Source organism: Burkholderia lata, assembly GCF_902499025.1.
In the GTDB taxonomy this organism is placed as follows: domain Bacteria; phylum Pseudomonadota; class Gammaproteobacteria; order Burkholderiales; family Burkholderiaceae; genus Burkholderia; species Burkholderia lata_C.
The window spans coordinates 1-24,262 of the sequence record NZ_CABVPW010000059.1 but is presented as its reverse complement, the minus strand read 5'-3'; the positions used below and the strand labels follow the sequence as shown (position 1 = coordinate 24,262).

The following is a 24,262-nucleotide window of genomic DNA, read 5'->3' as shown; positions in this document are numbered from 1 at the left end:
ACATGGGAAAAGGGTTGCGTCTCGTCTTGCTGGTCGTCTGGACGCTCGCGTGCGCGGCCTGTGCCGGCACGGGGGACGAGATCGGGTTGCGTGCGGGCGCGATTCCGGCGGCCGGATATTCGGCGCGGCAGGGCCCGCTGGATGCGCGCGAAATGCAGATGGCGCGACAAGCGTGGGTGTATTTCCAGAACAACTATCAGCCGTCGACCGGCTTCGTGAACGCGGTCGACGGCTATCCGTCGACGACGATGTGGGACACCGCGTCGTATCTCGGCGCACTGGTTGCCGCGCGCAATCTCGGGTTGATCGACAAGCTGGAGTTCGACGACCGTCTCGGGGCCCTGCTCAAGACGCTGAATTCGCTCGACCTGTTTCACGACGAATTGCCGAACAAGGCGTACAACACGCAGACAGCCCAGAAGGTCAATTACGCGAACCAGCCCGGCGAGATCGGCTATTCGGCGCTGGATCTCGGGCGGCTGCTGATCTGGCTGAAAATTACCGAAGAACGATACCCCGAGCATGCCAACGCGATCGATCGCGTTGTGTCGCGATGGAATTTCACGCACGTCGTCGACGGGTGCGGCACGCTCTACGGTGCGACCGTCGGGCCCGACAAGCAGGTGCAGTACGTACAGGAGGGCCGTCTCGGCTATGAGGAATACGGGGCGAGCGGCTTCCAGCTGTGGGGCTTCTCGACCTGCCTTGCGTCGCGCCCGGAACCGTACTCGCTGGTGCCGATCTTCTGTGTCGACGTGCCGTTCGACACACGCGACCCGCGCGACCTGGCCCAACACAACTACGTGGTCAGCGAATCGTACGTGCTCTACGGCCTCGAGCTCGGCTGGGCCCGCGCGACCGACCGCCACGCGGGCCGGCAGCCGGAGGTGTCACGCGACACGTGGGTCGCCAATTTCGCGCAGCGCATCTATCAGGCGCAGGAGAACCGCTTCGTCGCGACCGGCATCCTGACCGCAAGAAGCGAGCATCAACTCGACGGCGACCCGTACTTCGTCTACGACACGATCTATTCGGACGGCTACCCGTGGAACACGATCACCGACAAAGGGGCCTACGTCCCGCAATTCGCCGCGATCTCGACGAAAGCGGCCGTCGGCATGTGGGTACTGTGGAACTCGCCGTATACGGACCGACTGGCCGACGCCGTGTGGGGGCAATACCAGCCGGCGAAGGGCTACTACGAAGGCATCCTCGAGAACGGCAAGGGGCCCATCAAAGCATTCACCGCGAACAACAACGGGATCATGCTCGAGGCACTGATGTTCAAGTCGCAGGGCAGGCTGCTGCGCTTCAACGAGCAGGCGCCGCAGCCGGGCGGCCGGCAGCCGGCCCTGTGGGAGCGCACCTTGACCGATCCGTTCGATCGCGAGAATCTGCTCAAGAGCCGCCCGCGCGCGGCGGCCCGCGGACAGGCCGGATGCGGTGCCGCCTTGGTCCCGTTCGGCGTTTCCGCCTGTTCGCAATCCTGCCAATGCCCAACATGCCAAGACGACGCTCCGTTCGTATTGCCGGCGTTCTCGCAATGTCATTGACGCTCGCGTGCAGCGGCTGCGGCATCGTTGCGAGAACGGTGGCCGACGGCTACGACAAGCTGAGCGCCGGCGCACTGACCAACCCGGGCCGCATTGGCCCGCTGACGGAAACCGAGCAGGCGTGGGCGCGTGCCGCGTGGCGCTATGTGACGAACAACACTAACGCATCGACCGGGCTCGTCAATTCGGTGGACCGTTACCCGGCCGCCACGATGTGGCAGATCGGCGACTACCTCGCCGCGCTCGTCGCGGCGCGTGAACTGAAACTCATCGATCGCAACGAGTTCGATCACCGCCTGTCCGACGTGCTTCGGTTCCTCAGCCACATGCCGCTGTTGCCGGACGGGCTGCCGAATCGCGTGTACAACACGCAATCGGGCGCGATGTCGAATTACTCGAACCAGCCGGGCGCGATCGGCGCGTCGGCGGTCGATGTCGGACGCCTGCTCGTCTGGCTGCACGCGATCGGCGCGCGCTATTCGGAATACGGCGAGTATGTCGAACGCGCGGTGCTGAACTGGAACGTCTGCGAGCTGATCGACGCGGACGGCACGCTCTACGCAACGCGCATGGAAGGGCAGCGCGCCATTCGCATGGTGGAGATCCGGCCCGGTTACGGCGAATACGCGAGCAACGGTCTCCGGCTGTGGGGCGTCCGTGCCGCGGACGCCAATCCGGCGCCGCTCGCCGAAGCCTACGCGAACGGCGTGCGCGTCTATTTCGAAACGCGCGATCCTCGCCAGTCCGGGGCGACCAATGCGCTGGTCAGCCTGCCGTGGCTGCTGTCCGGCATCGAATTCGGCTGGGGTTTCGCGAACGGCGGCACACGCGTGGGTGACGGACCTAACATCGAGACGCAAGCGAATGCGATTTACCGTGCGCAGGAAGCGCGGTGGCGTAAGGACGGAATCGTGACGGCTCGCACCGATCATCAGGTCGATCAACCACCGTACTTCGTCTACGACACGGTGTTCGCTAACGGCTACGCCTGGAACACGATCGGCGACGACGGCCGTGCGTACCCGCAACTTGCGCTCGTCGCGACGCGCGCTGCGTTCGGGATGTGGGTGCTGTGGAACACGAGATACACGACGCGCCTGATGCAGGCCACCGATACGCTCTACGATCCCGAGCGAGGCTGGTACGAAGGGCGCTACGAAGCGACCGGGGCATATGACCGGACGCTGACGCTGTCGACGAACGCAGCCGTACTCGAAGCGCTTCTCTACAAGTCCAGCGGCCGCGTCGTCCCGACTACGCGCCGTGCCGGCTACTATGCGGCGCGGATGCGAGACGTCTTCGCGGGCAGCGCCGCGTGCCTGCCGGTTGCGCGTCGTGTTGAAGCGGGGCCGCGATGAATCGGCAGCGGCATGGCCTGTTCGGCTTGGCGATATGGGCGCCACTCGTGTTGGCGCTACTCGCGATGCCGGCGGGCCATGCGCAATCGATACCCGACTACGCGCCATTCGCCCCTGGATGGGCCGCCTACCAGGAGCGCCGGATCGGTGATGCCGGCCGGTTGTGGGAGCAAGCCTCGGTGGGGGCAGAAAGCGCTCCTGACACGCTGCGCGTCGCCGCGCTGGCCGCCGTGCTGGCCGCCTTTGCGATGGACCGTTCACACGATGCGCGCGCCGCGGACCTGTGGACGCGCGCGACGAACCTTTATGTGCGTGCCGGCCAGTCGTGGTCGCGGCAACGCAGCGCGCTGAGCGCCGAAGTGGCGCGCGCACGATCGGCCGGCGCGTCGCAGATGGCACCGGGTGTGCCGGCCGCCGTCCCGCCGCTGCTGCGCATGCTGGCCGACCTCGACGAGCGCGACCACCTGCTGTCTTACGACGGTCCGCACGTTGCCCCTGATGCGAGCCTCGCGCCGGCGCGGACGGCCGTCGGCATCGGTGTCGGTTATCTCGGCGGGGGCGGCGCTATCGCACGGAACGACCCGGGCGGATCGGTCTACTCGAATCTTGCATCGTCAGTCGGCGGACCGGCAGCGGTGCCGCGCGTGCAGGCCCCGGTGGCGACAAACGCCCCAAGCGGGCAGAACGCCAGCCCAGGCGGCGACGGAGAAGCAGCGCTCTATCAGACGGCAGCACGCAACGACCGGTCGGACGCGGTGCGCATGCCGTCGACCTGCGACGCAGGCGCGTCGGCGCTGCCGGCCGGCGCATGGCAGGCCGTGACGAAATCCGCATGGTCGTATTTCGTCGCGAACCGGCAGCCCGCGACGGGCCTCGTCAACGGCAAGCGGGCGTATCCGTACATCACCGCCTCCGACATCGCCGGAACGCTCGCGGCGCTCGTCGTTGCGAACCAGCTTGGGCTCGGCCCCGCCGCCGAGATCGAACCGTGGCTGAGGCAGGTGCTCGCGACGCTGCGCGACCTGCCGCGATACGGCGGAGAATTACCTGCACGCCAGTACGACGCGCGCTCGGGCGGACTGGTCGGCCTCGACAACAATCCGTCGCCAACGGGCAGCGGCTATAGCCTGTACGAAATCGCGCGCATCCTCGTCTGGACCGAGATCGTCGCGGCATGCTACCCGGACCTGCGCGCCGAGGCGCTCGGCGCCCGTGCCGACTGGCGATTCGGGCGGGCGACCGCCCTCGGCCGGCTACACGGCGTGCTCGCACGCGACGGGGTGGAGCACGTCTACATCGACGAAACACTCGGCTACAAGGAATATGCGGCCGCCGCGTTGACCCTGACGGGTCTGCCGATGCCGCAGGCGTTTTCATACGCGGAGCTACGCACGACGTCGGTGGACGGCGGCCCCGTCTTGTACGACGCACGACCCGCATCGCTGCCGACTAGCGACCCGTTCATTCTCGGCACGCTCGAACTGGGCGGTATAGACGGCTGCTTCAGGCGTATCGTCGACACGATGTATGCCGCGCAGGCGCGGCACGCAACGCGAACAGGACAACCGGTCGCGCTCGGTGCGGAAGCGATCGACCGAGCTCCATGGTTCTCGTACTCGACCGTCTATGCCGGCGGCCAGGCATGGAAAGCGGCGAGCTACGACGTACAGGCCGATGCGACGTTACGCATCTTCAGTGCGAAAACCGCGATCGGGTGGGCTGCCGCCTTCAATGACCGGCATGCGGCGGCGTTGCTCGCGAGTGCGGTACGGTTTGCCCGCGACGGAGGTGTGGGGGTGGGGCAGTACGAAAGCGGCAACAACGTGGACGCGACCAGTCTCGATGGCAATGCGCAGATTCTGGAGGCAGCGTGGTATGTCGCGCGCGGCCGACGCGCATTCGTGGCTGGGTCAGTAGCAGGGCCGGCCATCTGTCCGGCGTTGCAAGACAATCCAGTCAGGTAGGCTCGCAATCGGGAGGGCGTCTTGACGAACTACGAAGAGATCTTTCTGGAAAGCTATCGTCGGCTGACCGGAGACGACAACGGTGAGCTTTTTTTCGATCGCTTCTACGACATCTTCCTGAACACGTCGACGGATATCCGCGCCAAGTTCGCGCATACGGAAATGACACGTCAGAAGCAGATGATGCGCAAGTCGTTCTTTCATCTGCTCAACCTGTACCGCACCAAGGTGACATCGGATTATCTCGAGCGCATCGCCGTCGAGCACGGCCCGGCCCGGCTCGCGATTCCGGAATACATGTTCAACGCGTGGCGGTCGGCAATCCTGGCCACCGTGCGCGAGCTCGACGCCCGCCACTTCGATGTCACCGTGGAAATCGCGTGGGCAATGACCATCGCCCCCGGTCTCGAGTTCATGCGCCAGATGTCGACGCACGGCACGCGCGAAAATGCGTCAGCCGAGCCATCGCCGGCCGGGCCCGTAGCGGGCAAGCAGCCATAGCGCGGCAATGGCGCCGAGATGCATCGCCGAACCGGCAATCCATCTCGGCGGCTGCAAACCGAAGGGGATCATCTGGCTGGCGACCAGCACGAGTATTACGTGTGCGACAAAACAGTACAGCGACGCCTTGCCGATCGGAACGAGGACTGGCCCGACGACCGGACCCATGCGCTGCCAATACCGGCTCAGCCACGCGTGAAGGACGATCAGCAGGCAAAAATCGTTGAACAGGCGTAGCGGACCGAGTTCGTTTTTCTGCGCGTACCCGAGATAGAGCGATTCGATCGCATCGCGCGGCAGCAGGCTCAACTTGGCCCACGCCGGAGTAAACGGATCCATGTGACCTTGCGCGATGACGAACAGGACGAGCGTGCCCGTGACGCAGAACGCATACAGGCAGCGCTGTCTTGCACGGGACGCCAGCAGCAGGCGCGACTCGTTCGAAAACCAGCCGGCGAACACGCCCGCGACGAAGGGGAACTGCCACGCCGCGAGCGGAAAGGCATTTTCGAACTGCATGTCGGACCATCGAAACGGGACCAGCAGGTGCCACGCGTACAGCGCGCCGCTCGCCAAGAGCAGCAGCAAGGCGGACGACAGGCGCTGGAACGCGAGCAGCAGAAACGGAACGACAAAGATCAGCAGCGTCGCGTAGAGGCCAAGCACCTGTGCCTGGTGTGGCCCGCCGCGCAACAACAGCACCGTGTTGAACCAGTCCTCCAGCCGGGCGCCCTGGACTGGGTAGAGCGGGTAGACGGTTCCGGTCGCCTCGTCGACGAAGTGCGTGAGTACCGCTGTCTTTACGATACCGAGCGGCTGGGCAACGATCGGTATCAGGATCAGGACGATATTCACCAGGTAGAGCTTCGCGCCTCTCGATACCGATTTCCACGCGGTCGTCGTCCATCCGAGCCGGGCCATGCGCGTGCGGCTGACCTTGCCGAGCACGAACCCGGACAGAATCACGAACCATTCGGCTGCCGTCACGAAGCCGAGCCGCTCCCACGCAAGCAGACTGAACACGGAAAAATACTCGATGTGCACGATCGTCATGAACACGATCGCGACACCTCTCAGGCAGTCGATGGCTTCGTCACGTTCCGTCTGGACGTAGGCGAGGGAAGTCGTACGGGTATACAGCGCGATGAGCGAATTCATCTGGGCACCCCAGGCACGTCTGCACGCAGTTCGTTAACCAGGTCGGCGAACAGCGCGACCGTCTCGCTTGCTGCGGCAACCGCCGCTTCTCGCCGGGAATCTCGGGCAGCACGCTCGAGTGCGGCTGTCGCGTCGGCGAGCGAGCCGCTCGCGAACGTACCGGCATCGCCTTTGAGCTTGTGCGCGGCACGCGCGAGCTTTTCCCAATCGTCGGCAGCGATCGCACGATCGATTTCCGCGATCTTCTGCTCCGCCTCGTCGATCAGCATGCGTGCGAGTTCACGAAGCAGTTCCTCGTCACCGCCGAGACGCGAGAGCGCCTGCCCGCGATCGAAGAGGGGCAGGTGCTCGGTGCCTTCGTGCAGTGGCGGCGCTTCACCGGACGACTTGCTTTCCGCAGCCGGCGCCGTTGCCGCGACCCGGTCGATCTCGCGCATCAGCGCATCGATTTCGACCGGCTTCGATACATAGCCGTCCATGCCGGCAGCCAGGCATTTCTCGCGGTCGCCTTGCATCGCATGCGCCGTCATCGCGACCACGGGGGTCGGGCGCGCGACCCGTCGCCGCTCGCGTGTGCGTAGTTCGCGGGTGGCTTCCAGCCCGTCCATCACCGGCATCTGGATATCCATCAGGACGATGTCGAACGGCTGCTTCGCGATCCAGTCGAGCGCCTCGCGCCCGTTCGATGCAACGCGCACATCATGGCCCAGCTTCTCGAGCAGGCGCACCGCGAGCCGCTGGTTGATCGGGTTGTCCTCGGCCAGCAGCACCGTGTATCGGCGTGCCGGCGCCCCCGGCGTGCGTGCGTCGCGATGCGTCGTGACGGTATCCGGCATGGGGGATGCGAAGAACGATTCGCCCAGCACCTTGACGAGCAGATTGAACATCTCGGACTGGTCGACCGGCTTGGTCATGAACCCGCTGATCCCGGCCTGCCGCAATGTTGCGGTGTCCAGCCGGTTGGATAGGGAGCTGACGACGATGACGCTTGTGTCGCTCAGCACCGGATCCGCGGCGATTTCCAGCGCCAGAGAATAATCGTCGCAATCGGGCAACTGCCCGTCGACGAGCGCGACCGCGTAAGGTTCGCTGCGTTTCGCCTGGCCGTACAGCGCATCCAGTGCACCGCGCGCGTCACTGGTGCAGGTCGGCTGCGTGCCGAAATTGCGCAGCATGTCGTTCATCAGGCGCAGATTCGTCTGGTTGTCGTCGACGACCAGGATGCGCACGCCGTTCAGCGCGTGCGGCAATGCCGGGTGCGGCAGCGCCGGCCCGCGTCCCAGCGCGAACGGCAACGTGAAGCCGAATGTGCTGCCGGCGCCCACCGCGCTGTCGACCTCGAGGTGTCCGCCCATCATCGCGACGAGCCGGGCCGAGATGGCCAGCCCGAGGCCGGTCCCGCCGTAGCGGCGCGTGGTCGACGTATCGGCCTGGGAAAACGCATCGAAGATCCGGACGAGATGCTCCGGAGCGATGCCGATGCCCGTATCGGTCACGGCAAAGTGCAGCGACGCACTGGACGACGCGAGCGCCGCGACGTGCACCGATACCGTCACTTCGCCATTGGACGTGAACTTCAGCGCGTTACCGACGAGGTTGGTCAACACCTGGCGCACGCGTCCCGCGTCGCCGACGAGCGAATCCGGAACGTCCTGCCCGATATCGCTCAGGATCTCGATCGCGGTCGTTCCCGTCTTGAACGTCGTGGCGCGCAGCATTTCCGTCATCATCGCGCGCAGGCTGAAATCCACAGGATCGAACTGCATCTTGCCCGCCTCGATCTTCGAGAAATCGAGGATGTCGTTGATAACGGTCAGCAACGACTGGGCGGACGACAGGACCATCGTCAAGTATTCGCGCTGCTCCTCGTTCAACGACGTTTCGAGGCAAAGCCGCGTCATCCCGATGATGCCGTTCATCGGCGTGCGGATCTCGTGGCTCATGTTCGCGAGAAACGCGGATTTCGCGTCGCTCGCCGCATCGGCCTGCTCCTTCGCGGTTCGAAGCTCGTGTTCGAGCGCGTGCTGCGCCGAGATGTCGCGGTGGGTCCCGGTGATACGGGCGGACTCGCCGTCCGGCATGCGCTCGGCAAGCGCGTTGACATGAACATGGCGGATTTCTCCGTTCGGTCGCACGATCCGGAACGAGCCGACGAACGAACGGCGCCGGTGGCCAGCAACGTCCATCAGCGCATCGGTCGCCGCCGCACGATCCTCCGGATGCAGCAGAGACTGCCACGCCGGGAAGGTCAGCATGCCATCGTGCAGCACGCCCGGATGGCCGTAGATTTCCGCCATGCGCGCATTCCACTGTACTTCGTCGAGCGCGGTGTCCCAGGTCCAGATGCCGAGTTCAGCGGCCTCCGCGGCGAGCAATGCCTGGTCGCGAGCCGCGGCGAGCTTCAGTTCGGCGGACTTGCGCTCCGTGATATCGACGGCGATGCCGAGATAGCCGGCCAGTTCGCCCGCTTCGTCGCGCATCGCATTCACGACCAGCGAGACCGGCACGCGCGATCCGTTCTTGCGGACGTACGTCCATTCGCGGGCTTCCACGCCTTCGCGCTCGGGCTTGCAGGTGAAGACCTCGAACCCGTTCACTTCGAGGCCATATTCGGCGGCGAGGGCTGCTTCGCGGGCGGCGATTTCCTCCGCGTCGTGAAGCGGAAGCGGAGTCGAACAGCCGACGACCTCGTCGGCGCCATAGCCGAGCAGGCGTTCCGCGCCGCGGTTGAACAGCGTAATCGTGCCTTCGTGATCCGTTGCGATGATCGACACTTCAGACGCGGACCGCATCACGTTCTCGAACAGCATGTTGAGCCGGCGCAGCTCTGCCGTGCGTTGTTCGACCTGGCGTTCGAGGCTGGCGTTGAGTTCGGCGATGCGCATCTCGGCCGCCTTCTGTTGCGAGACGTCGCGCATCGTGTTCGACGCGCCGGTGACGCCGCCGTCCGGCGAGAAGATCGGCGAAACGGTCACCGACACGTCGAGCAGCGCGCCGTCCTTGCACCGGCGCCGCGTCACGAAGGCCGGCACGCGGTGCCCCTTGCCGATCGACGCGAGAAGATCGCGCTGTTCGTCGAGCAGGGTGTCCGGCACGATCGTGTCGGACATCGGTCGCCCGACCACTTCGTGCGCGTCGTAGCCGAACAGCGCAGTGGCGCCCGTGTTCCAACTGGTAATACTGCCGTCAAGTGTCTGTCCGACGATCCCGTCCACCGAGCCTTCGACGATCGCGGCAAGCTTGGCCCGGTCGGCGTCCGCCTGGCGCCGCCGCTGGACGCCGAACGCAACCATGTACGCGATCGCCGCTAGCATCGTGCTGATTACCGCACCCACCAGCACGAAGGCCGTGGCGGACGGCTGATGCAGGTTGCTCATGAACTGCGGCGACGCGGCATACGTAAAACGCCACATGCGCCCATAGACGGCGCGCTCCAACGACACGGAGATCGGCAGCGCGCTGGCGGGCGGGCCGGCGGACAATGTGTAGAAGGGCGATGCCGCACCCGGCGTCGTCACGTCATCGAGGCGCAGGAACAGGTTCCTGTCGCGGATATCGAGCCCGGCCAGCACACGCTCCATCACGAGCGGCGCGTACGTCCAGCCAAATGCGGCTGCCTCGCGCGCTGCGGCGGAGGAGAGCGGTGCGCCGGGCCGGTAGACCGGCAGCAGGAACAGAAAGGATTGGCGATGGTATGCCGCCATTTGCGTGAGCTGGATCGGACCGGTTAGCGTCGCGTTGCCGCTGAGCATCGCGGTCACCGCGGCCTGCCGCCGGTCGTTGTCGGACGCGATATCGCGCCCGACGGCGACCCGGTTCTCGCTTTCCGGCTCGACATACATGACCACATCGAGTTCGCCCGCATGCGGCACGAACTGGCGGATGGCGAAGTCCGGGCCGATATCCGCCTTCGCGCGCGCGACGAAGCGCTCACTATCGGCCTCCGGCACGCGGCGAATGAAGCCGAAGCCGATTGCGCCGGGAAACTCCATGGGTTGGTCGCGCGTGACGCTGTAGCGCCGGAAGATGTCGCGCGTGATGCCGTCTTCGCCCGCGGCGACGATTGCGCCGCGGGTACCGCGCAGCCCGTATTCGTAGCGCCCGATCCGGTCCACGATGTCGTCGGTGGTCAGCCGCGCGGCTGCATTCAACTCGGCTTGCGCCGTGCGCGTGTTGTATCCGGAGACGAGGTAGCCGACGGCGGCGCTGACCGCCAGGCCGGCCAGGAGAACGACCACGGCCAGTCCTTTGGCGCGGCTGAAGCGATGCATGCGGCCCAATGCTCCCCCTTTTTTTGCGAAGGCACTCCATTCAATACTGATTCTGGTGCGATGGAGTTGGCGTTATTCACCTCGGTCGGAAATGGGATGCGACATTGCCGATTTCGAGTGGCCTTGAAAAACATCCGATCTCATTATATTGAACGAAATCACGCATTTGTAGTGGCCCGATGAGCTTGAGACGCCCGCGCAACGGCTCGTGAACGCCCGCCAGGGCTTTCGAGCGACGCGCCGGATCGGGCCGGCCCGGACGCCGGAATTTCAATTGACTGGCGCCCGTCAATGCCAATTCGAATTGGTTAACAAATATCGAAATTGATTAAAATTTTCATCCAATCAATTCGAGGTGCAATAACTTTTAATCCAGTTGTCGGGCTGCTATAAACTGAATGCGCAATGGACGGGAGTCGCGTTGCATGCGGGCGTCGCCCCGCGGAACCGGCAGTGACGCCGGCCGGCGGATGCCGGCGGCAGTGCGTAACGGGAGCGCGCAGATGTCCGATACATGGTGGCGGGGCGGCGTGATCTACCAGGTCTATCCGCGCAGTTTCGCGGACAGCAACGGCGACGGCATCGGCGATCTGCCTGGCGTGATCGACCGGCTCGCCTACATTCGCGCGCTCGGCGTCGATGCGATCTGGATCTCCCCGTTCTTCTGGTCGCCGATGAAGGACTTCGGCTATGACGTGTCGAATTACCGGGACGTCGATCCGCTGTTCGGCACGCTCGCCGATTTCGACCGGCTGATCGCACAGGCCCACGCGCTCGGCCTGAAGGTCATGGTGGACCAGGTGCTCAGCCACTCGTCCGACCAGCATCCGTGGTTCGTCGAAAGTCGGTCGGATCGTGACAATCCGCGTGCTGGCTGGTACGTGTGGTCGGATCCGCAAGCCGACGGCACCCCGCCGACGAACTGGCTCTCCGTGTTCGGCGGCTCCGCCTGGCAGTGGGACACGCGGCGCCGGCAGTATTACCTGCACAACTTCCTGGCGAGCCAGCCGGATCTGAATTTTCATCACCCGGACGTGCAGCGGCAGATGCTCGACGAAGTGCAGTTCTGGCTCGAGCGCGGCGTGGACGGGCTCCGATTCGACGCATGCAACTTCCACTTTCACGACCGACGCCTGCGCAACAATCCTCCGATGCCTGCGCATCACATGGGCGACGAAACACCCGACAATCCGTACGCGATGCAGCGGCACCGCTTCGACAAGTCGCGGCCCGAGAACCTGGCCTTCCTCAAGCGACTGCGGCAACGCATCGACCCCTATCGCGCAATCGGGCTGGGGGAAGTCGGCGACGACGACGGGCTCGCCACGATGGCGCAATACACCGCGGACGGCGACAAGCTTCACATGGCCTACAGTTTCGATTTGCTGACGCCGGAGTTTTCGGCCGCTCACGTCCGTCGCACGGTCGAACGCATGGAATCGAAACTGGCCGAGCTGGGCGGAAAAGGGTGGATCTGTTGGTCAGCGGGGAACCACGATGTGCCGCGCGTCGCGACACGGTGGGGCCAGGGCTCCGGGCCGGCCTTTACCCGACTCGTCGTGGCGCTGATCGCGACGCTGCGCGGCACACCGTGCCTCTATCAGGGCGATGAACTGGGCCTGACGGAAGTCAGCCTCAGGCGCGAGCAGTTGCGCGATCCGGTCGGCATCGAGTTCTGGCCGAGATACAAGGGACGCGACGGGTGCCGCACACCTTTACCGTGGCAGGCGGCCGAGCTGTTCTGCGGTTTTTCGGCAACCGAACCCTGGCTGCCGATTCCGGACGACCACATTTCGCTGGCTGTCGACATTCAGGAGCGCGATCCGGCGTCGACGCTGAATTTCTGCCGGCGGTTTCTCGCATGGCGCAAGAAGCAACCGGCCCTGTGCGACGGCAGCATCCGCTTCGTCGACGCGCCCGAGCCGATCCTCGCGTTCGAGCGGGCCGCAGGCGCCGACCGGCGCCTGCTCGTCTTCAACCTGAGCGCCGATACGCAGCGCTGGTCCTTGCCGGCCGGCTCGACCGCCGACGCTGATGACACCTCCGGCCTGAGTGGCGTGACAATCGCCGGCAGAAGCGTGACGCTATCGCCACATGCCGCTTGGATCGGCCGCATCGACCATGCGTAGCCCGGCACGCGGGCCCGATGCGTCCGGACAGCGAGCCCGTCCATCGCCTGCCACGCCCCCGTGGCGTGGCGCGCTGCTCGACGAACGAAACTTTACCGGCCTGCTGGCCGGCCACCACACGGATCCCTTTGCGGTCTTGGGCATGCACCGCTGCGACAGCGGGCTTGTCGTTCGTGCACTGCTGCCCGGCGCCACCGCCGTCGACGTCGTCGAACGGGACGGTGGCGGTGACCCGGTCAGGCTGCATCACGTCGACGGCGGACTGTTCGTGGCCGAAATTACCGGACGCCGTACGCCGTTCGCGTATCAACTCGCAATCCTTTGGCCCGAACAGGCGGAGCGTGTCGACGATGCCTACCGGTTTCCCGTGCGCATCGGCGACCTCGACGCGTGGCTGCTGTCGGAGGGCACGCATCTTCGTCCCTACGAGCAACTCGGGGCGCATCCGGCCGTCCTGGAAGGCGTCGCGGGCGTACGGTTCGCGACCTGGGCGCCGAATGCCCGCCGTGTATCGGTCGTCGGCAGTTTCAATCGCTGGGACGGCCGCCGGCACATGATGCGCTTGCATGAAAGTTGCGGCGTCTGGGCGCTGTTCGTGCCGCATGCGGTCAAGGGCGATCTCTACAAGTTCGAAATCCTGACGCCGGACGGCGAGCTGGCCGTCAAGGCCGATCCTTACGCGTTTGTGGCGGAACTGAGGCCCGGAACGGCGTCGGTGGTCCACGGCCTCCCGCCAGTACGTGCCGCCGATTCAGTCCGGCGTCACGCCAACGCGCCGGCCGCGCCGATGAGCATCTACGAAGTCCACCTGCGTTCATGGCGGCGCGCGCCCGGTGCGGACATGCCGACCTATCGGGACCTCGCGGCGACCCTGATTCCGTATGTCAAGGAACTGGGCTTCACGCACCTCGAGTTGCTGCCGGTCGCCGAGCATCCGTTCGACGGCTCCTGGGGCTATCAGCCGACTGCACTTTACGCGCCGACATCCCGCTACGGAACACCGGACGATTTCCGTTATCTGGTCGACACGGCCCACGCGCACGGCGTCGGTGTCCTGCTCGACTGGGTGCCCGGTCATTTTCCGGCCGACGCGCACGGCCTTGCCCGATTCGACGGCACGAGCTTGTACGAATACGCCGATCCCCGAGAGGGCGTGCATCGCGACTGGCATACGCTCATTTACGACTACGGCCGCCCCGAAGTGGCGAACTTCCTGATCGGCAACGCCCTTTACTGGATCGAGCGCTTCGGCGTCGACGGCTTGCGCGTCGACGCCGTCGCCTCGATGCTCTATCGCGACTACAGCAGGCAGGCTCACGAATGGATTCCCAATCGCCTGGGCGGGCGCGAAAACCTCGAGGCGATCGCGTTCCTGCAACGACTGAACCGCACCATCGCGTCGGAGCGACCTGAGGCGGCGATGATCGCGGAGGACTCGACCAGTTTCTGGGGCGTGACGAAACCAGTCGAGGCGGGTGGGCTGGGCTTTCACTACAAGTGGAACCTCGGCTGGATGCACGACACGCTCGGCTATATCCGTCAAGACCCCGTTTATCGAAAGCATCATCACGGCAAGGTAACGTTCGGCCTCTTGTATGCGTTCGACGAGCGCTTCGTCTTGCCGCTGTCGCACGACGAAGTCGTGCACGGGAAGGGGGCGATCCTGTCGCGCATGCCGGGCGACGAATGGCAACGCTTCGCGAATCTGCGCGCTTACTACGGTTTCGTATGGGGCCACCCTGGCGCGAAGCTGATGTTCATGGGCAACGAATTCGCGCAGCGCGTCGAGTGGAACGCCGACGGCGGTCTCGAATGGGAAATACTCGACCAGCCGTTGCACCGGGGCGTCCAGCGGCTCGTGCGCGACCTGAACCACACCATGCGCCGATATGCCTCGCTTCACGAGAAGGACTTCGATACGCGGGGCTTTTCCTGGGTCGTCGTCGACGATCGCGACAATGCGGTTTTTGCGTTTGTCCGCAGCTCGGACGACGGCCGTTTCGTCATCGTGCTGTGCAATTTCACGCCGGTGCCGCGCAACGGCTACCGGGTCGGCGTGCCTCGGCCCGGAGCGTATCGCGAGATCGTCAATACCGATGACCGCGCATACGGCGGTAGTGGCGTCGTCAACGGTGACGTGCACTCGGATCCGGTTCCGTCGCATGGTCATGCAACGTCGCTGGCGATTACATTGCCGCCACTCGCGACCGTCATGTTCGCGCCCGAAGACGGCGGGTGTTGAGGCGGCCCGGGACCGATCCGAAGCTTCTCGACACGGCACCGTCCGCCGTGTCCGGAATCATCGACATGAACGAGATGCTTATGCGCGTACTACATGTTTGTGCGGAAGTTTTTCCGTTACTCAAGACCGGCGGGCTGGCCGACGTCACCGCGGCGTTGCCGCGCGAGCTCCGGGCGCTCGGTTGGGATGCGCGCCTGCTGATGCCCGGTTTTCCGAGCGTCCGCGACGGCATCTGTCAGGTTAGCCTGGTGGCCAGGCTGGGCGAGCGCTTTGGTGCGGGCGCGGTTTCGCTTTACTACGGAACGCTACCAGCAAACGACATCGGTGTGTACTTCATCGATGCGCCGGGACTGTACGATCGTGCCGGCAGCCCGTATGGCGCCGAGCATGACGGCCCCTATCTCGACAATCACAAGCGCTTCGCATTGCTCGGCTGGGTCGCCGCGCGGATCGCCGCGGGATTGGATGTAACCTGGCGCCCCCGAATCGTGCACTGTCACGATTGGCACGCTGGGCTCGCCCCCGCGTATCTGCGCGCGGATACGTTGAACACGGGGTCACTCACCGCGCACAGCGTATTCACGATCCACAACCTTGCCTACCAGGGTGTGTTCCCCGCGCATCTATTTCCGGACACGGAGTTGTCGCCTTCGTTCTTCGACATCGAGGGGGTCGAATTCCACGGGCAGTACTCGTTCCTGAAGGCCGGGCTTTACTACGCCGACAAGATCACGACAGTGAGCCCGACTTACGCGAATGAAATTCAGCATGCGGAGCAGGGATGTGGCCTGGAAGGCCTGCTGCGTCACCGCGCCGGCGATCTTCGAGGGATTCTGAACGGGGTCGACGAAACCATCTGGAGTCCAGCCTCAGACACGCATCTGGACGCGCACTACGACGAGACTTCGCTGCGAGGGAAGGTCGAGTGCAAGCGTGCCTTGCAGAAGGCAACAGGACTCGCACTACGGGAAGATGCGCTTCTGTTCGGCGTGGTCAGCCGGCTGGCAGAGCAGAAAGGCTTGCATCTGCTCCTGGATGCCCTGCCGGAAATCGTCACGCGCGGCGGGCAATTTCTCCTGCTCGGCAGCGGCGACGCCGAGCTCGAGCAGGCATTCGTCCGCATGGCGGACGCACATCCGTCCGCCGTCGCCGTCATGATCGGTTACGACGAACACATGTCACATCGCATCATGGCTGGAAGCGACGTGGTCATGGTGCCGTCACGATTCGAACCGTGCGGGCTGACGCAGATGTTCGGGCTCCGGTATGGAGCGCTTCCGTTGGTGAGGCGGGTAGGTGGGCTAGCGGATACCGTCGTGGACTGTTCGCTGGAAAACCTCGCGGATGGTTCAGCAACCGGATTCGTTTTCGATGCTTTCGACAACGTAGCGCTTGGCGCTGCTGTCCGCCGTGCTTTCGCGCTGTACGCGCGCCGAGAGGATTGGTTGCTGGTTCAGCAACGCGCCATGCGCATGCGGTTTGACTGGCATCACGCGGCGGTGGCAATCACGGATGTTTACCGACAATTGGTCGAGATACCGGTTTCCCAAACAGGGCAAGCGACCTGAGCAGCGACCCGGCAGGTCGGGGCTACACCTCGGATCCGGATGCCGCACTTTTTGGTATAGGTTATTCAAAACAAACCATAACAACCGGTGCGTCAGCGTCGGCCTAACCTGAGAGGAAACGGATGCATCCGCGGTCGGCGGCGCCGTACTACGTTGTGCTGGCGGGGACCTTGATAGCGTGCGCGCTGATGAGCCTCTGCGTGTTGCAGTTGTTTCAGAGCCGTCACGACGCGCTCGAGCGCGCGCGCGATACGTCGCGGAATCTGGCGCTCGTGGCCGAGCGCGACATCGAACGCAATATCGAGCTGTACGGCTTGTCGGTGGAAGCGGTGATCCAGGGCCTTCAGCGCCCGGACGTCCTGGCCGCCTCGCCGGCCTTGCGGCGCGGCGTCCTGTTCGATCACTCGATGACAGCGCAATTTCTCGGCTCGATGCTCGTGCTGGATTTGGCCGGCAACATCATCCTGGATTCCGCGAACGACGTGCCGCGACAGGGCAATTTCGGCGACCGCAAATACTTTACGGTTCACCGGGACAACCCGAACGCCGGGCTTTACATCAGCGATCCGTTCGGAAGCAATTGGACCAGCAGTATTTCGGTGTCTTGAGCATGATCGGACCTATATTTGACATAATTAACACTCTCGCCGGACACACACTGTAGCGGTCTTCGGCTGCCGCCTGGACCATCTGCGTTCGGGCGCTTCCAGGTGTCCGCACCGCTCGCTAAACAGTGGCAGTTTGAACGGAGGCCCCCGAACGTAGCCGAGCCCGTGGCGGTAACTTTGGCGGCATCTCGTCAAAGGGCTGCGCGACAGTCGAAATCGCGATCGGCGATATCGTCAGATGAATCGGCTCATGGGCCGCGTTGCTCGCTATTCGTCGCCGGAATCTCCCTCAACGCCCCGACTGAGCTCGATCTGACGCTGCGTCAGTTCCTCCGCGCGGGCTTCGAGTTTCCCCATCAACGTTTCGAGCTGGCGCGCTTCCTCGTCGGTCAGGCAGGCGGCGAATTCCACGTTGTACTGCCGGCCGGCCATGCGTGCCTGTTCATAAACCACTTTGCCCGGTTCTGTGAGCCGCAGCGCCGATACGCGCTTGTTTGTCGGCTGACGGGTGTTGTCCAGTAGCCCGCGTTGCACGAGTTGCGTCACGCAGCGGCTAGCGACAACCGTGTCCAACTCCGTGAGTTCCGCCAGGCGCGTGAGGTTCAGTTCAGGGAACTGGCCGACGAAGGCGAGAATGCGCCAGTCTCGCCGGCTGATGCCGATCTCGCGGCGGAACATCAAGCTTACCCCTCGAACGGCGACGCGCGTCATGTTGTACATCCGATACAGCACGAATTCGTCGATATGGCAGGGCTGTTTCAGGCGCGGCGTGGATGACGCGGGAGGGGCGGAAGATGTGTGCGGCACGGTGTGTTCGCCCCTGATGAGTAGGAAAATATTATGCACCAATGTGCAGGACCACATACGAATTTTCATGAAAACGTACGAATGTGCAGGAGCACATACGTTTGACTAGGTCAATCGTGCGGGTCCGTTCTAGCATCGAAATCATTCCCGCTTTCGACGACCCAGATAAAACTCCATGACAGCCATCCGCAATGTGCTTTTCATCATGTGCGACCAGTTGAGACGTGATCATCTCGGTTGCTATGGTCACCCGTATCTGCGCACACGAAATATCGATGCGCTAGCGGCGCGCGGCGTGCGTTTCGATAACGCGTACGTCAGCTCGGGCGTCTGCGGGCCGTCCCGCATGTCGTATTACACCGGCCGCACGATGACGAGCCACGGTGCGACCTGGAACCGCGTGCCGTTGTCGATCGGTGAGATTACGCTCGGAGAATATCTGCGCCGTCATGGGCGCTCGCTTGCGCTTGCTGGAAAAACGCACGTACAGGTTGACGTGTCGGGCATGGAACGGCTCGAAATTGCGCGTGACAGTGAGGTCGGTTTGCGGCTTTCGACGGGCTCATTCGTCGAACTTGACCGCTACGACGGGCATCACGAGCCGGGCTGCGAGAGTGGATATCCCGAGTGGTTGCGTGCTCACGGGTATCAGAGCGAGCAGCCCTGGAGCGACTACGTGATCAGCGTCGAAGACGATACCGGAGAAATCCGCTCCGGCTGGAAGATGCGCAATGTGCGCTGGCCGTCGCGCGTTGAGGAACCGCACTCGGAAACGGCGTACATGACTGATCAGGCGATTCGCTATATCGAGCAGCAGGGCGACGAACCGTGGGCGCTGCATCTGTCGTATGTGAAGCCGCATTGGCCATACGTCGCGCCGCGTCCGTATCACGACATGTATTCGCTCGACCAATGCCTGCCTCTCGTGCGGCGTACGGCGGAGTTCGATAACGCACACCCCGTGACGGCCGCTTACCGTCAGCACGAGGAGAGCATCAATTTCTCGCGCGATGAAGTATCGAACCTGGTGCGGCCCGTCTACCAGGGCCTCATCCAGCAGATCGACGATCACCTTGGGCGCGTCTGGGAGACGCTGGACAAGCTGGACCGTTGGAAAGACACGCTGATCGTCTTCACTGCCGATCACGGCGATTTTCTGGGCGATCACTGGCTCGGCGAAAAAGAGCTGTTTTACGATACCGTACAGCGCGTACCGATGATCATCTACGATCCGCCGCGTGAAGCGAACGCGACGCGCGGAACCGCCGACGCTCGCTTTACGTCATGCATAGACGTGGTGCCAACGGTGCTCGAAGCGCTCGGACTGCCTGCGCATCGGGAGCGGATCGAAGGTAGGTCACTGCTGCGGTTGACACGCGGCGCTTCGACGCATGAAGGTAGCTGGCGCGACTACGTTGTCTCCGAACTCGACTACAGTTTTCGCGGCGCGCGTCTGACGCTTGGCCGAAAACCTGATGAATGCCGCGGCTGGATGGTGCGCGATGCGCGCTGGAAGTACGTGCACTGGCAAGGCTATCGCCCACAGCTGTTCGATCTCGAAGCCGACCCGAACGAGTTCATCGATCTTGGCGGCGACCGCACACACGCAGTCGTGCGCGCACAGATGCACGAGAAACTGCTCGACTATCATGCGTCGCTCAAGCAGCGCGTGACGATGGACGATGCGGGCGTCGCGAGACGTACGAATACGCACAAGGACTGGGGTGTGTTCATCGGGGAGTGGTGACGATCTAAACTCAAGTGAGAAATAGACCTTCGACAAAGGCACACAGGAGACACCATGACCAATGCTTCCAGCAGTTCCGCCGATGATGCCGTGTTCGGCAAGGTCGCGCGGCGCATCATACCGTTCCTCTTCGTCTGCTACGTGGTCAACTTCATCGACCGCGTGAATATCGGTTTCGCGAAGCTTCAACTCCTCCAGGACCTGAAGATCGACGATGCCGCGTTCGGTATCGCGGCGGGAATGTTCTTTGTGGGCTATGTGCTCTTCGAATTGCCGAGCAATCTGCTTGCGGCGCGTATCGGCGTGCGCAAGACCCTGCTACGGATCATGGTCTTATGGGGCTCGCTGACAGTGCTGCTGATGTTCGTGCGCAACTCGCATGCGCTCTATGCGCTTCGCTTTTTGCTTGGCGCTGCGGAAGCGGGATTTTTCCCGGGTGTCATTCTGTACCTGACTTACTGGTTTCCAGACAAGCGGCGCGGACGGATCATGAGTCTGTTCGTGATGGCAGTGCCTTTGGCGGGTATCGTCGGTGGCCCGCTAGCTGGATCGATCATGAGCGGGCTGCACGGCGCACTCGGGCTGGCCGGCTGGCAGTGGTTGTTTCTGATCGAAGGCATTCCAGCGATCGCGCTCGGCATCGCTGCCTGCTTCGTGCTCGACGACCGTCCCGCCGATGCCCGCTGGCTCAGCGACAGTGAGAAGGCGCAGATCGCGGTGGCGCTGCGGGCGGGCCGCGCGCAGCAATCGGCGGACGCGCATGCGAGGCTTGCCGACGTGCTGACCAATCCGCGCATCTACGTGATGTCGGCGATCTACTTCAGCGTGTTCATGGCGATGAACGCAATCGGCTTCTGGATTCCGACGTTGCTGCGTCAAGTCGGCGTACATCACATCAGCGATATCGGGTGGATGAGCGGCGGCATCTCGATGTGCACGGCGATCGGCATCGTATTGATCGGACGGCATTCGGACCGGCGCATGGAGAGGCGCTGGCACGTCGCGGTCTGCGGCTTTTCGGTCGCGGCGAGTTTTCTGTTGCTGCCTTTTACGGCGAATAGTATCGCGTTGACGGTCGCGTTGCTGATCGTCGCGTCGGTCGGGATTTATGCGGCGTTATCACTGTTCTGGACGATTCCCACGGCGTACCTTCAGGAAGGTGCGGCCGCTGGCGGCATTGCGACAATCACGGCAATCGGCGCGATCGGCGGTGCGGTGAGTCCGTGGCTGGTTGGGACGATGAAGGCGCTGACGGGCAGCCTTTACACGGGGCTTTCCGCAATCGGTGTGCTGCTCGCGCTGGGAATGGTGATGCTGTTGTGGATTCTACGCGCGCCGTCGCGCGATGCACGACCTGCTGCGGATGCGTTGGTGAATCGTTGAGCCTCGGTCGGGCGGAGGCTCCGGTGTCATCCTGCTGGTCGTTGGGGACGGAAAGGGTTGAGGCAACCTGTTGATCAGGTGCAATAGAGGTGGGTCGATCAGGAAAATCGTTCCGTACGGGATGTGGCAAAACACGACGTTTAAACGTCCGATTCTGAGGATTGCCCTGGGCAGTGGCAAGAACGATACAAAGACGCGGGAGTCGCTAACGGGAAAGCTGCAGGTCGCACTCGGCATCTCGCGTGCGGCAGGCGATGCCGACTCCGCGCGGAACGATTATCACGTGAGGCAACCCCGCAAGATCGTCGAGCCGCAGCCGAATATCGCGATTGAGATTTCCGGCGCGATCTAGCATCGGGCCGGCGTGAAGGATGCGAAGGTGATCGTCGCGATCGAAGAGTATCCTGAATCGCCGATCTTTAGCGTGGCGACTACGGCCTCGATGGTGATCCGGTCTCGCTGAAATCTGCGTTGTCCGCAGTGGTCAATTAGCGTGGAAAACAAAACGAATCACCTCAGTCGGGCGAGTCAGGAGGGCAGATGATTTAAATGAAATTAGATATGCGAAGTAAAAATACAAATTCGATAAATAGATTCCGACGTGAATCATCGGAGACAACATGACGAAGAAGAATTTCTGGGCTGCAGCCTTGACCTTTCTGGCAACGGGAGTTGCATGTGCGCAGAGTTCCGTTACGCTGTATGGTCTGATTGACGTCGGAATCAACTATGTCAGCAGCGCTCAGGTTGGACGAAACGCCGACGGTAGTCTTGCTGGCAAGTCGCAGGTATCGATGAGCGACGGAGCCATGCGCGGCCTTGGTGGGAGTCGCTGGGGAGTGAAGGGTTCCGAGGATCTTGGTGGCGGGCTATCGGCAGTGTTCACGCTCGAGAACGGCTTCAACCTCAACAACGGTACGCTCGGGCAAGGCGGAGCGGAATTCGGGCGGCAGGCGTTTGTCGGATTGAGCACGTCGTTCGGTACGGTCACCTTTGGTCGCCAGTACGATTCTGAGGCCGACTTTGTCGCGCCGTATACACCGAACATGATCGTCGGGATCTCCGGGGCGCTTCCCGGCGACGTGGACGGTCTCGGGCACACAAGGCGCGCGAACAACGCGATCAAGTACGTGAGCCGGTCGTACAACGGCCTGACGTTTGGTGGAATGTATTCGCTAGGCGGCAGTGCGGGAGATTTCACCGCAAGTCAGGTCTGGGCGCTGGGCGCAAATTACACCACGGGGGCATTCTCCTTCGGTCTCGGCTACTACAACGGACGCGATCCGAACCTCGCTTCGTTCGGCAATAACCCGAACGCCGGTCCGGCAACGACCAACAATATGGGCTCCTTTGGCTCCGCAAGCTCCGCGCAATCAAATCCGATTTATGCGGGCTATGCGTCGGCGCATACGTTCGAGATCTATTCCGGTGGCGCGAGCTACAAGATTGGGCCGGCGACGGTCGCTTTGGCACTGAGTCACAATGCATTCAGGGCACTCGGGGACCTGCAAGCTGGGCCGAATCCACTCGGATACCATGGCAACGCGGTATTCAATAACGGCTCGATCACGGGGTCGTACTTTGTGACGCCCACGTTGCAGGTTGGCGCTGGGTACACTTATACCCGAGGCGGAGGCGCCGGTGGACAAGGTGGCGTGACCTATCAACAGGGGATTCTGGGAGTACAGTATTTCTTGTCCAAACGAACCGAGGTCTATCTTTTCGGAGTCTATCAGGTGGCCATCGGGACCGATTCACTTGGCCAGCCGGCGGTCGCGAACATCGAACTGATGACCCCGTCAAGCACTAACCACCAATTCGTCGGTCGTGCAGGGATTGTGCAGAGATTCTGATGGTCGATCGTGATGCTTTCGAGCGCGTCGCGTTTCGACTGATCACGTACAGAACTAGCTTGTGGCAGAAAGCGGTCAGACGTGAACTGGCGCGTTTGATCGTAGATATGATAAAGGCGCTCGGCATCTACAGCCGCTTCGAGCATCGGAAGCAGTTCGTGCCAGATCTCAAGTATCAAAGAATCAAAATTGGCAGATGAAGAATCGTCAAGGAGCGAGTGTCCGGGAATCTGAGCTGGTCGTGTCGAAGTTGTATTGTTGATGGTGATATCGATCGGTCCCGCCCGGCACTGGAGGGCAGCACGAATGGCCGAATCAACTGATGATCGTCCGGGGGCAATCTCGCGGGAAGCAGATGCGCAGTTAAGCCTCGACTATTGGCGCCGGCGAACCGAAGAATCAAAGGCCCTCATTGCGCGTTTAAACGATCGCCTGCGGAAGCGTGATCACCGCATTGAGTTGCTTGAACTCGCGCTTGCTCGGACGGCGCTGATGCATCACGTATGGGCATCGCATCTGGAGCGCAGGCTCGAGCGGTCGTCTGCATTCAACGCGGATGGACAATTCAATGTTGCGGTCCAATCAGATGGCTCTGCAGCTCGTGCCGCAGACGACCCGGGCCGCGGCGTGATTGTCCACCTTCCTCATTTGACGCGCACGCTCGAGGCACTCTTCGATGTGATGCGGGAATACTGGTCGGAGTGGGATCCTGACCGGCCACCGAAATCTTCCACCGTTGCGCGTGCCATCGACGAAAAGCTTGGCCTCAAGGCCCAGACCAATGGAGAAGCTTCGCGAAACGCCCAGACCTTCGCCGCTTCACTCAGGCCAGATTCGGTAAGCGAATCCGATGGTCGCCACCGCTGATATTCGTTCTCTGACGGAACGTTCTGACGGCATGACGGAATTGCCCGTCAGGGCCCTCGACTGCTTCAATGGGACCCATGCAGAAACATACCCAGACAAGGCAGTCGGAGGTTAAACATGCCAGTTCAATTGCGCGCCGTGGGCGCCATATTGCGGCGCACTCAGGTTGAAAAGGAGTAAGCGATCGAATAACGGCGCCCTTGTGTAGAAATCGCTGCACTCTGATGCTACGTGTCCACGTGGACAGCTGGTA

At 63.0% G+C, this 24,262-nt stretch carries 16 protein-coding genes and 1 pseudogene; 14 read left to right on the top strand and 3 right to left on the bottom strand.

From position 1 onward, the window contains the following. Nucleotides 1-2: 2 nt before the first annotated feature. From BDI24065_RS37625 to BDI24065_RS37610, 4 genes are read left to right on the top strand one after another with little or no spacing between them, the layout of a single operon-like run. A complete protein-coding gene (locus BDI24065_RS37625) occupies nt 3-1,553 on the top strand; it encodes a DUF3131 domain-containing protein (RefSeq protein WP_175035452.1) in 1,551 nt (516 codons plus the stop codon). Then, the gene (locus tag BDI24065_RS37620) at nt 1,544-2,911 is read left to right on the top strand and encodes a DUF3131 domain-containing protein (RefSeq protein ID WP_175035451.1); all 1,368 of its coding nucleotides are present in this window, start codon (nt 1,544-1,546) and stop codon (nt 2,909-2,911) included. The genes BDI24065_RS37625 and BDI24065_RS37620 overlap by 10 nt, the downstream gene beginning before the upstream one ends. Nucleotides 2,912-2,958: 47 nt before the next feature. Beyond that, nucleotides 2,959-4,875, top strand: coding sequence for a DUF3131 domain-containing protein (locus tag BDI24065_RS37615; protein WP_175035450.1), 1,917 nt, complete (start codon nt 2,959-2,961; stop codon nt 4,873-4,875). A gap of 21 nt (nt 4,876-4,896) precedes the next feature. Beyond that, nucleotides 4,897-5,376, top strand: coding sequence for a globin (locus BDI24065_RS37610; protein WP_175035449.1), 480 nt, complete (start codon nt 4,897-4,899; stop codon nt 5,374-5,376). On the opposite strand, the gene opgC is transcribed toward BDI24065_RS37610, so the two are convergent. After that, the gene (opgC, locus tag BDI24065_RS37605) at nt 5,329-6,534 is read right to left on the bottom strand and encodes an OpgC domain-containing protein (protein WP_175035448.1); all 1,206 of its coding nucleotides are present in this window, start codon (nt 6,532-6,534) and stop codon (nt 5,329-5,331) included. The genes BDI24065_RS37610 and opgC overlap by 48 nt on opposite strands. Next, nucleotides 6,531-10,772 (bottom strand): PAS domain S-box protein, encoded by a 4,242-nt coding sequence (locus tag BDI24065_RS37600; RefSeq protein WP_217481846.1) that lies wholly within the window; start codon nt 10,770-10,772, stop codon nt 6,531-6,533. Before BDI24065_RS37600 ends, opgC begins: the two co-directional genes overlap by 4 nt. A gap of 503 nt (nt 10,773-11,275) precedes the next feature. Here BDI24065_RS37600 and BDI24065_RS37595 point away from each other — a divergent pair. The 4 genes and pseudogenes from BDI24065_RS37595 to BDI24065_RS37580 form a co-directional block, all read left to right on the top strand. Beyond that, entirely contained in the window at nt 11,276-12,934 is a 1,659-nt protein-coding gene (locus BDI24065_RS37595) for an alpha-glucosidase family protein (RefSeq protein WP_175035466.1), read from the top strand. Continuing rightward, the gene (gene glgB / locus BDI24065_RS37590) at nt 12,927-15,176 is read left to right on the top strand and encodes a 1,4-alpha-glucan branching protein GlgB (RefSeq protein ID WP_175035446.1); all 2,250 of its coding nucleotides are present in this window, start codon (nt 12,927-12,929) and stop codon (nt 15,174-15,176) included. Before BDI24065_RS37595 ends, glgB begins: the two co-directional genes overlap by 8 nt. Nucleotides 15,177-15,250: 74 nt before the next feature. Further along, nucleotides 15,251-16,744 carry a glycogen synthase GlgA gene (gene glgA / locus BDI24065_RS37585; protein ID WP_217481847.1) on the top strand — a complete coding sequence of 498 codons (1,494 nt, stop codon included), beginning with the start codon at nt 15,251-15,253 and terminating at the stop codon, nt 16,742-16,744. A gap of 122 nt (nt 16,745-16,866) precedes the next feature. Beyond that, nucleotides 16,867-17,322: pseudogene (locus BDI24065_RS37580) on the top strand (PDC sensor domain-containing protein); the annotation flags it as partial. A 297-nt stretch (nt 17,323-17,619) separates the two neighbouring features. Here the strand turns inward: BDI24065_RS37580 and BDI24065_RS37575 are convergent. Further along, on the bottom strand, nt 17,620-18,228 hold the full coding sequence (locus BDI24065_RS37575) for a MarR family winged helix-turn-helix transcriptional regulator (RefSeq protein WP_254609941.1): 609 nt from the start codon (nt 18,226-18,228) through the stop codon (nt 17,620-17,622). Between the two features lie 106 nt (nt 18,229-18,334). Between BDI24065_RS37575 and BDI24065_RS37570 the strand changes: the two genes are divergently transcribed. The 6 genes from BDI24065_RS37570 to BDI24065_RS37545 all read left to right on the top strand — a co-directional run bounded on the left by BDI24065_RS37570 (nt 18,335) and on the right by BDI24065_RS37545 (nt 24,009). Continuing rightward, nucleotides 18,335-19,906 carry a sulfatase-like hydrolase/transferase gene (locus BDI24065_RS37570; RefSeq protein ID WP_175035445.1) on the top strand — a complete coding sequence of 524 codons (1,572 nt, stop codon included), beginning with the start codon at nt 18,335-18,337 and terminating at the stop codon, nt 19,904-19,906. A 54-nt stretch (nt 19,907-19,960) separates the two neighbouring features. Continuing rightward, nucleotides 19,961-21,289 carry an MFS transporter gene (locus tag BDI24065_RS37565; protein ID WP_175035444.1) on the top strand — a complete coding sequence of 443 codons (1,329 nt, stop codon included), beginning with the start codon at nt 19,961-19,963 and terminating at the stop codon, nt 21,287-21,289. A 121-nt stretch (nt 21,290-21,410) separates the two neighbouring features. Beyond that, nucleotides 21,411-21,641: an FAD-binding protein gene (locus tag BDI24065_RS41650; protein WP_438820048.1), complete on the top strand. Its 231-nt coding sequence runs from the start codon at nt 21,411-21,413 to the stop codon at nt 21,639-21,641. Between the two features lie 268 nt (nt 21,642-21,909). Beyond that, nucleotides 21,910-23,142 carry a porin gene (locus tag BDI24065_RS37555; protein WP_175035443.1) on the top strand — a complete coding sequence of 411 codons (1,233 nt, stop codon included), beginning with the start codon at nt 21,910-21,912 and terminating at the stop codon, nt 23,140-23,142. Next, nucleotides 23,142-23,342 carry a hypothetical protein gene (locus BDI24065_RS37550; RefSeq protein ID WP_175035442.1) on the top strand — a complete coding sequence of 67 codons (201 nt, stop codon included), beginning with the start codon at nt 23,142-23,144 and terminating at the stop codon, nt 23,340-23,342. Before BDI24065_RS37555 ends, BDI24065_RS37550 begins: the two co-directional genes overlap by 1 nt. Nucleotides 23,343-23,448: 106 nt before the next feature. Next, entirely contained in the window at nt 23,449-24,009 is a 561-nt protein-coding gene (locus BDI24065_RS37545) for a hypothetical protein (protein WP_175035441.1), read from the top strand. Nucleotides 24,010-24,262 lie beyond the last annotated feature (253 nt).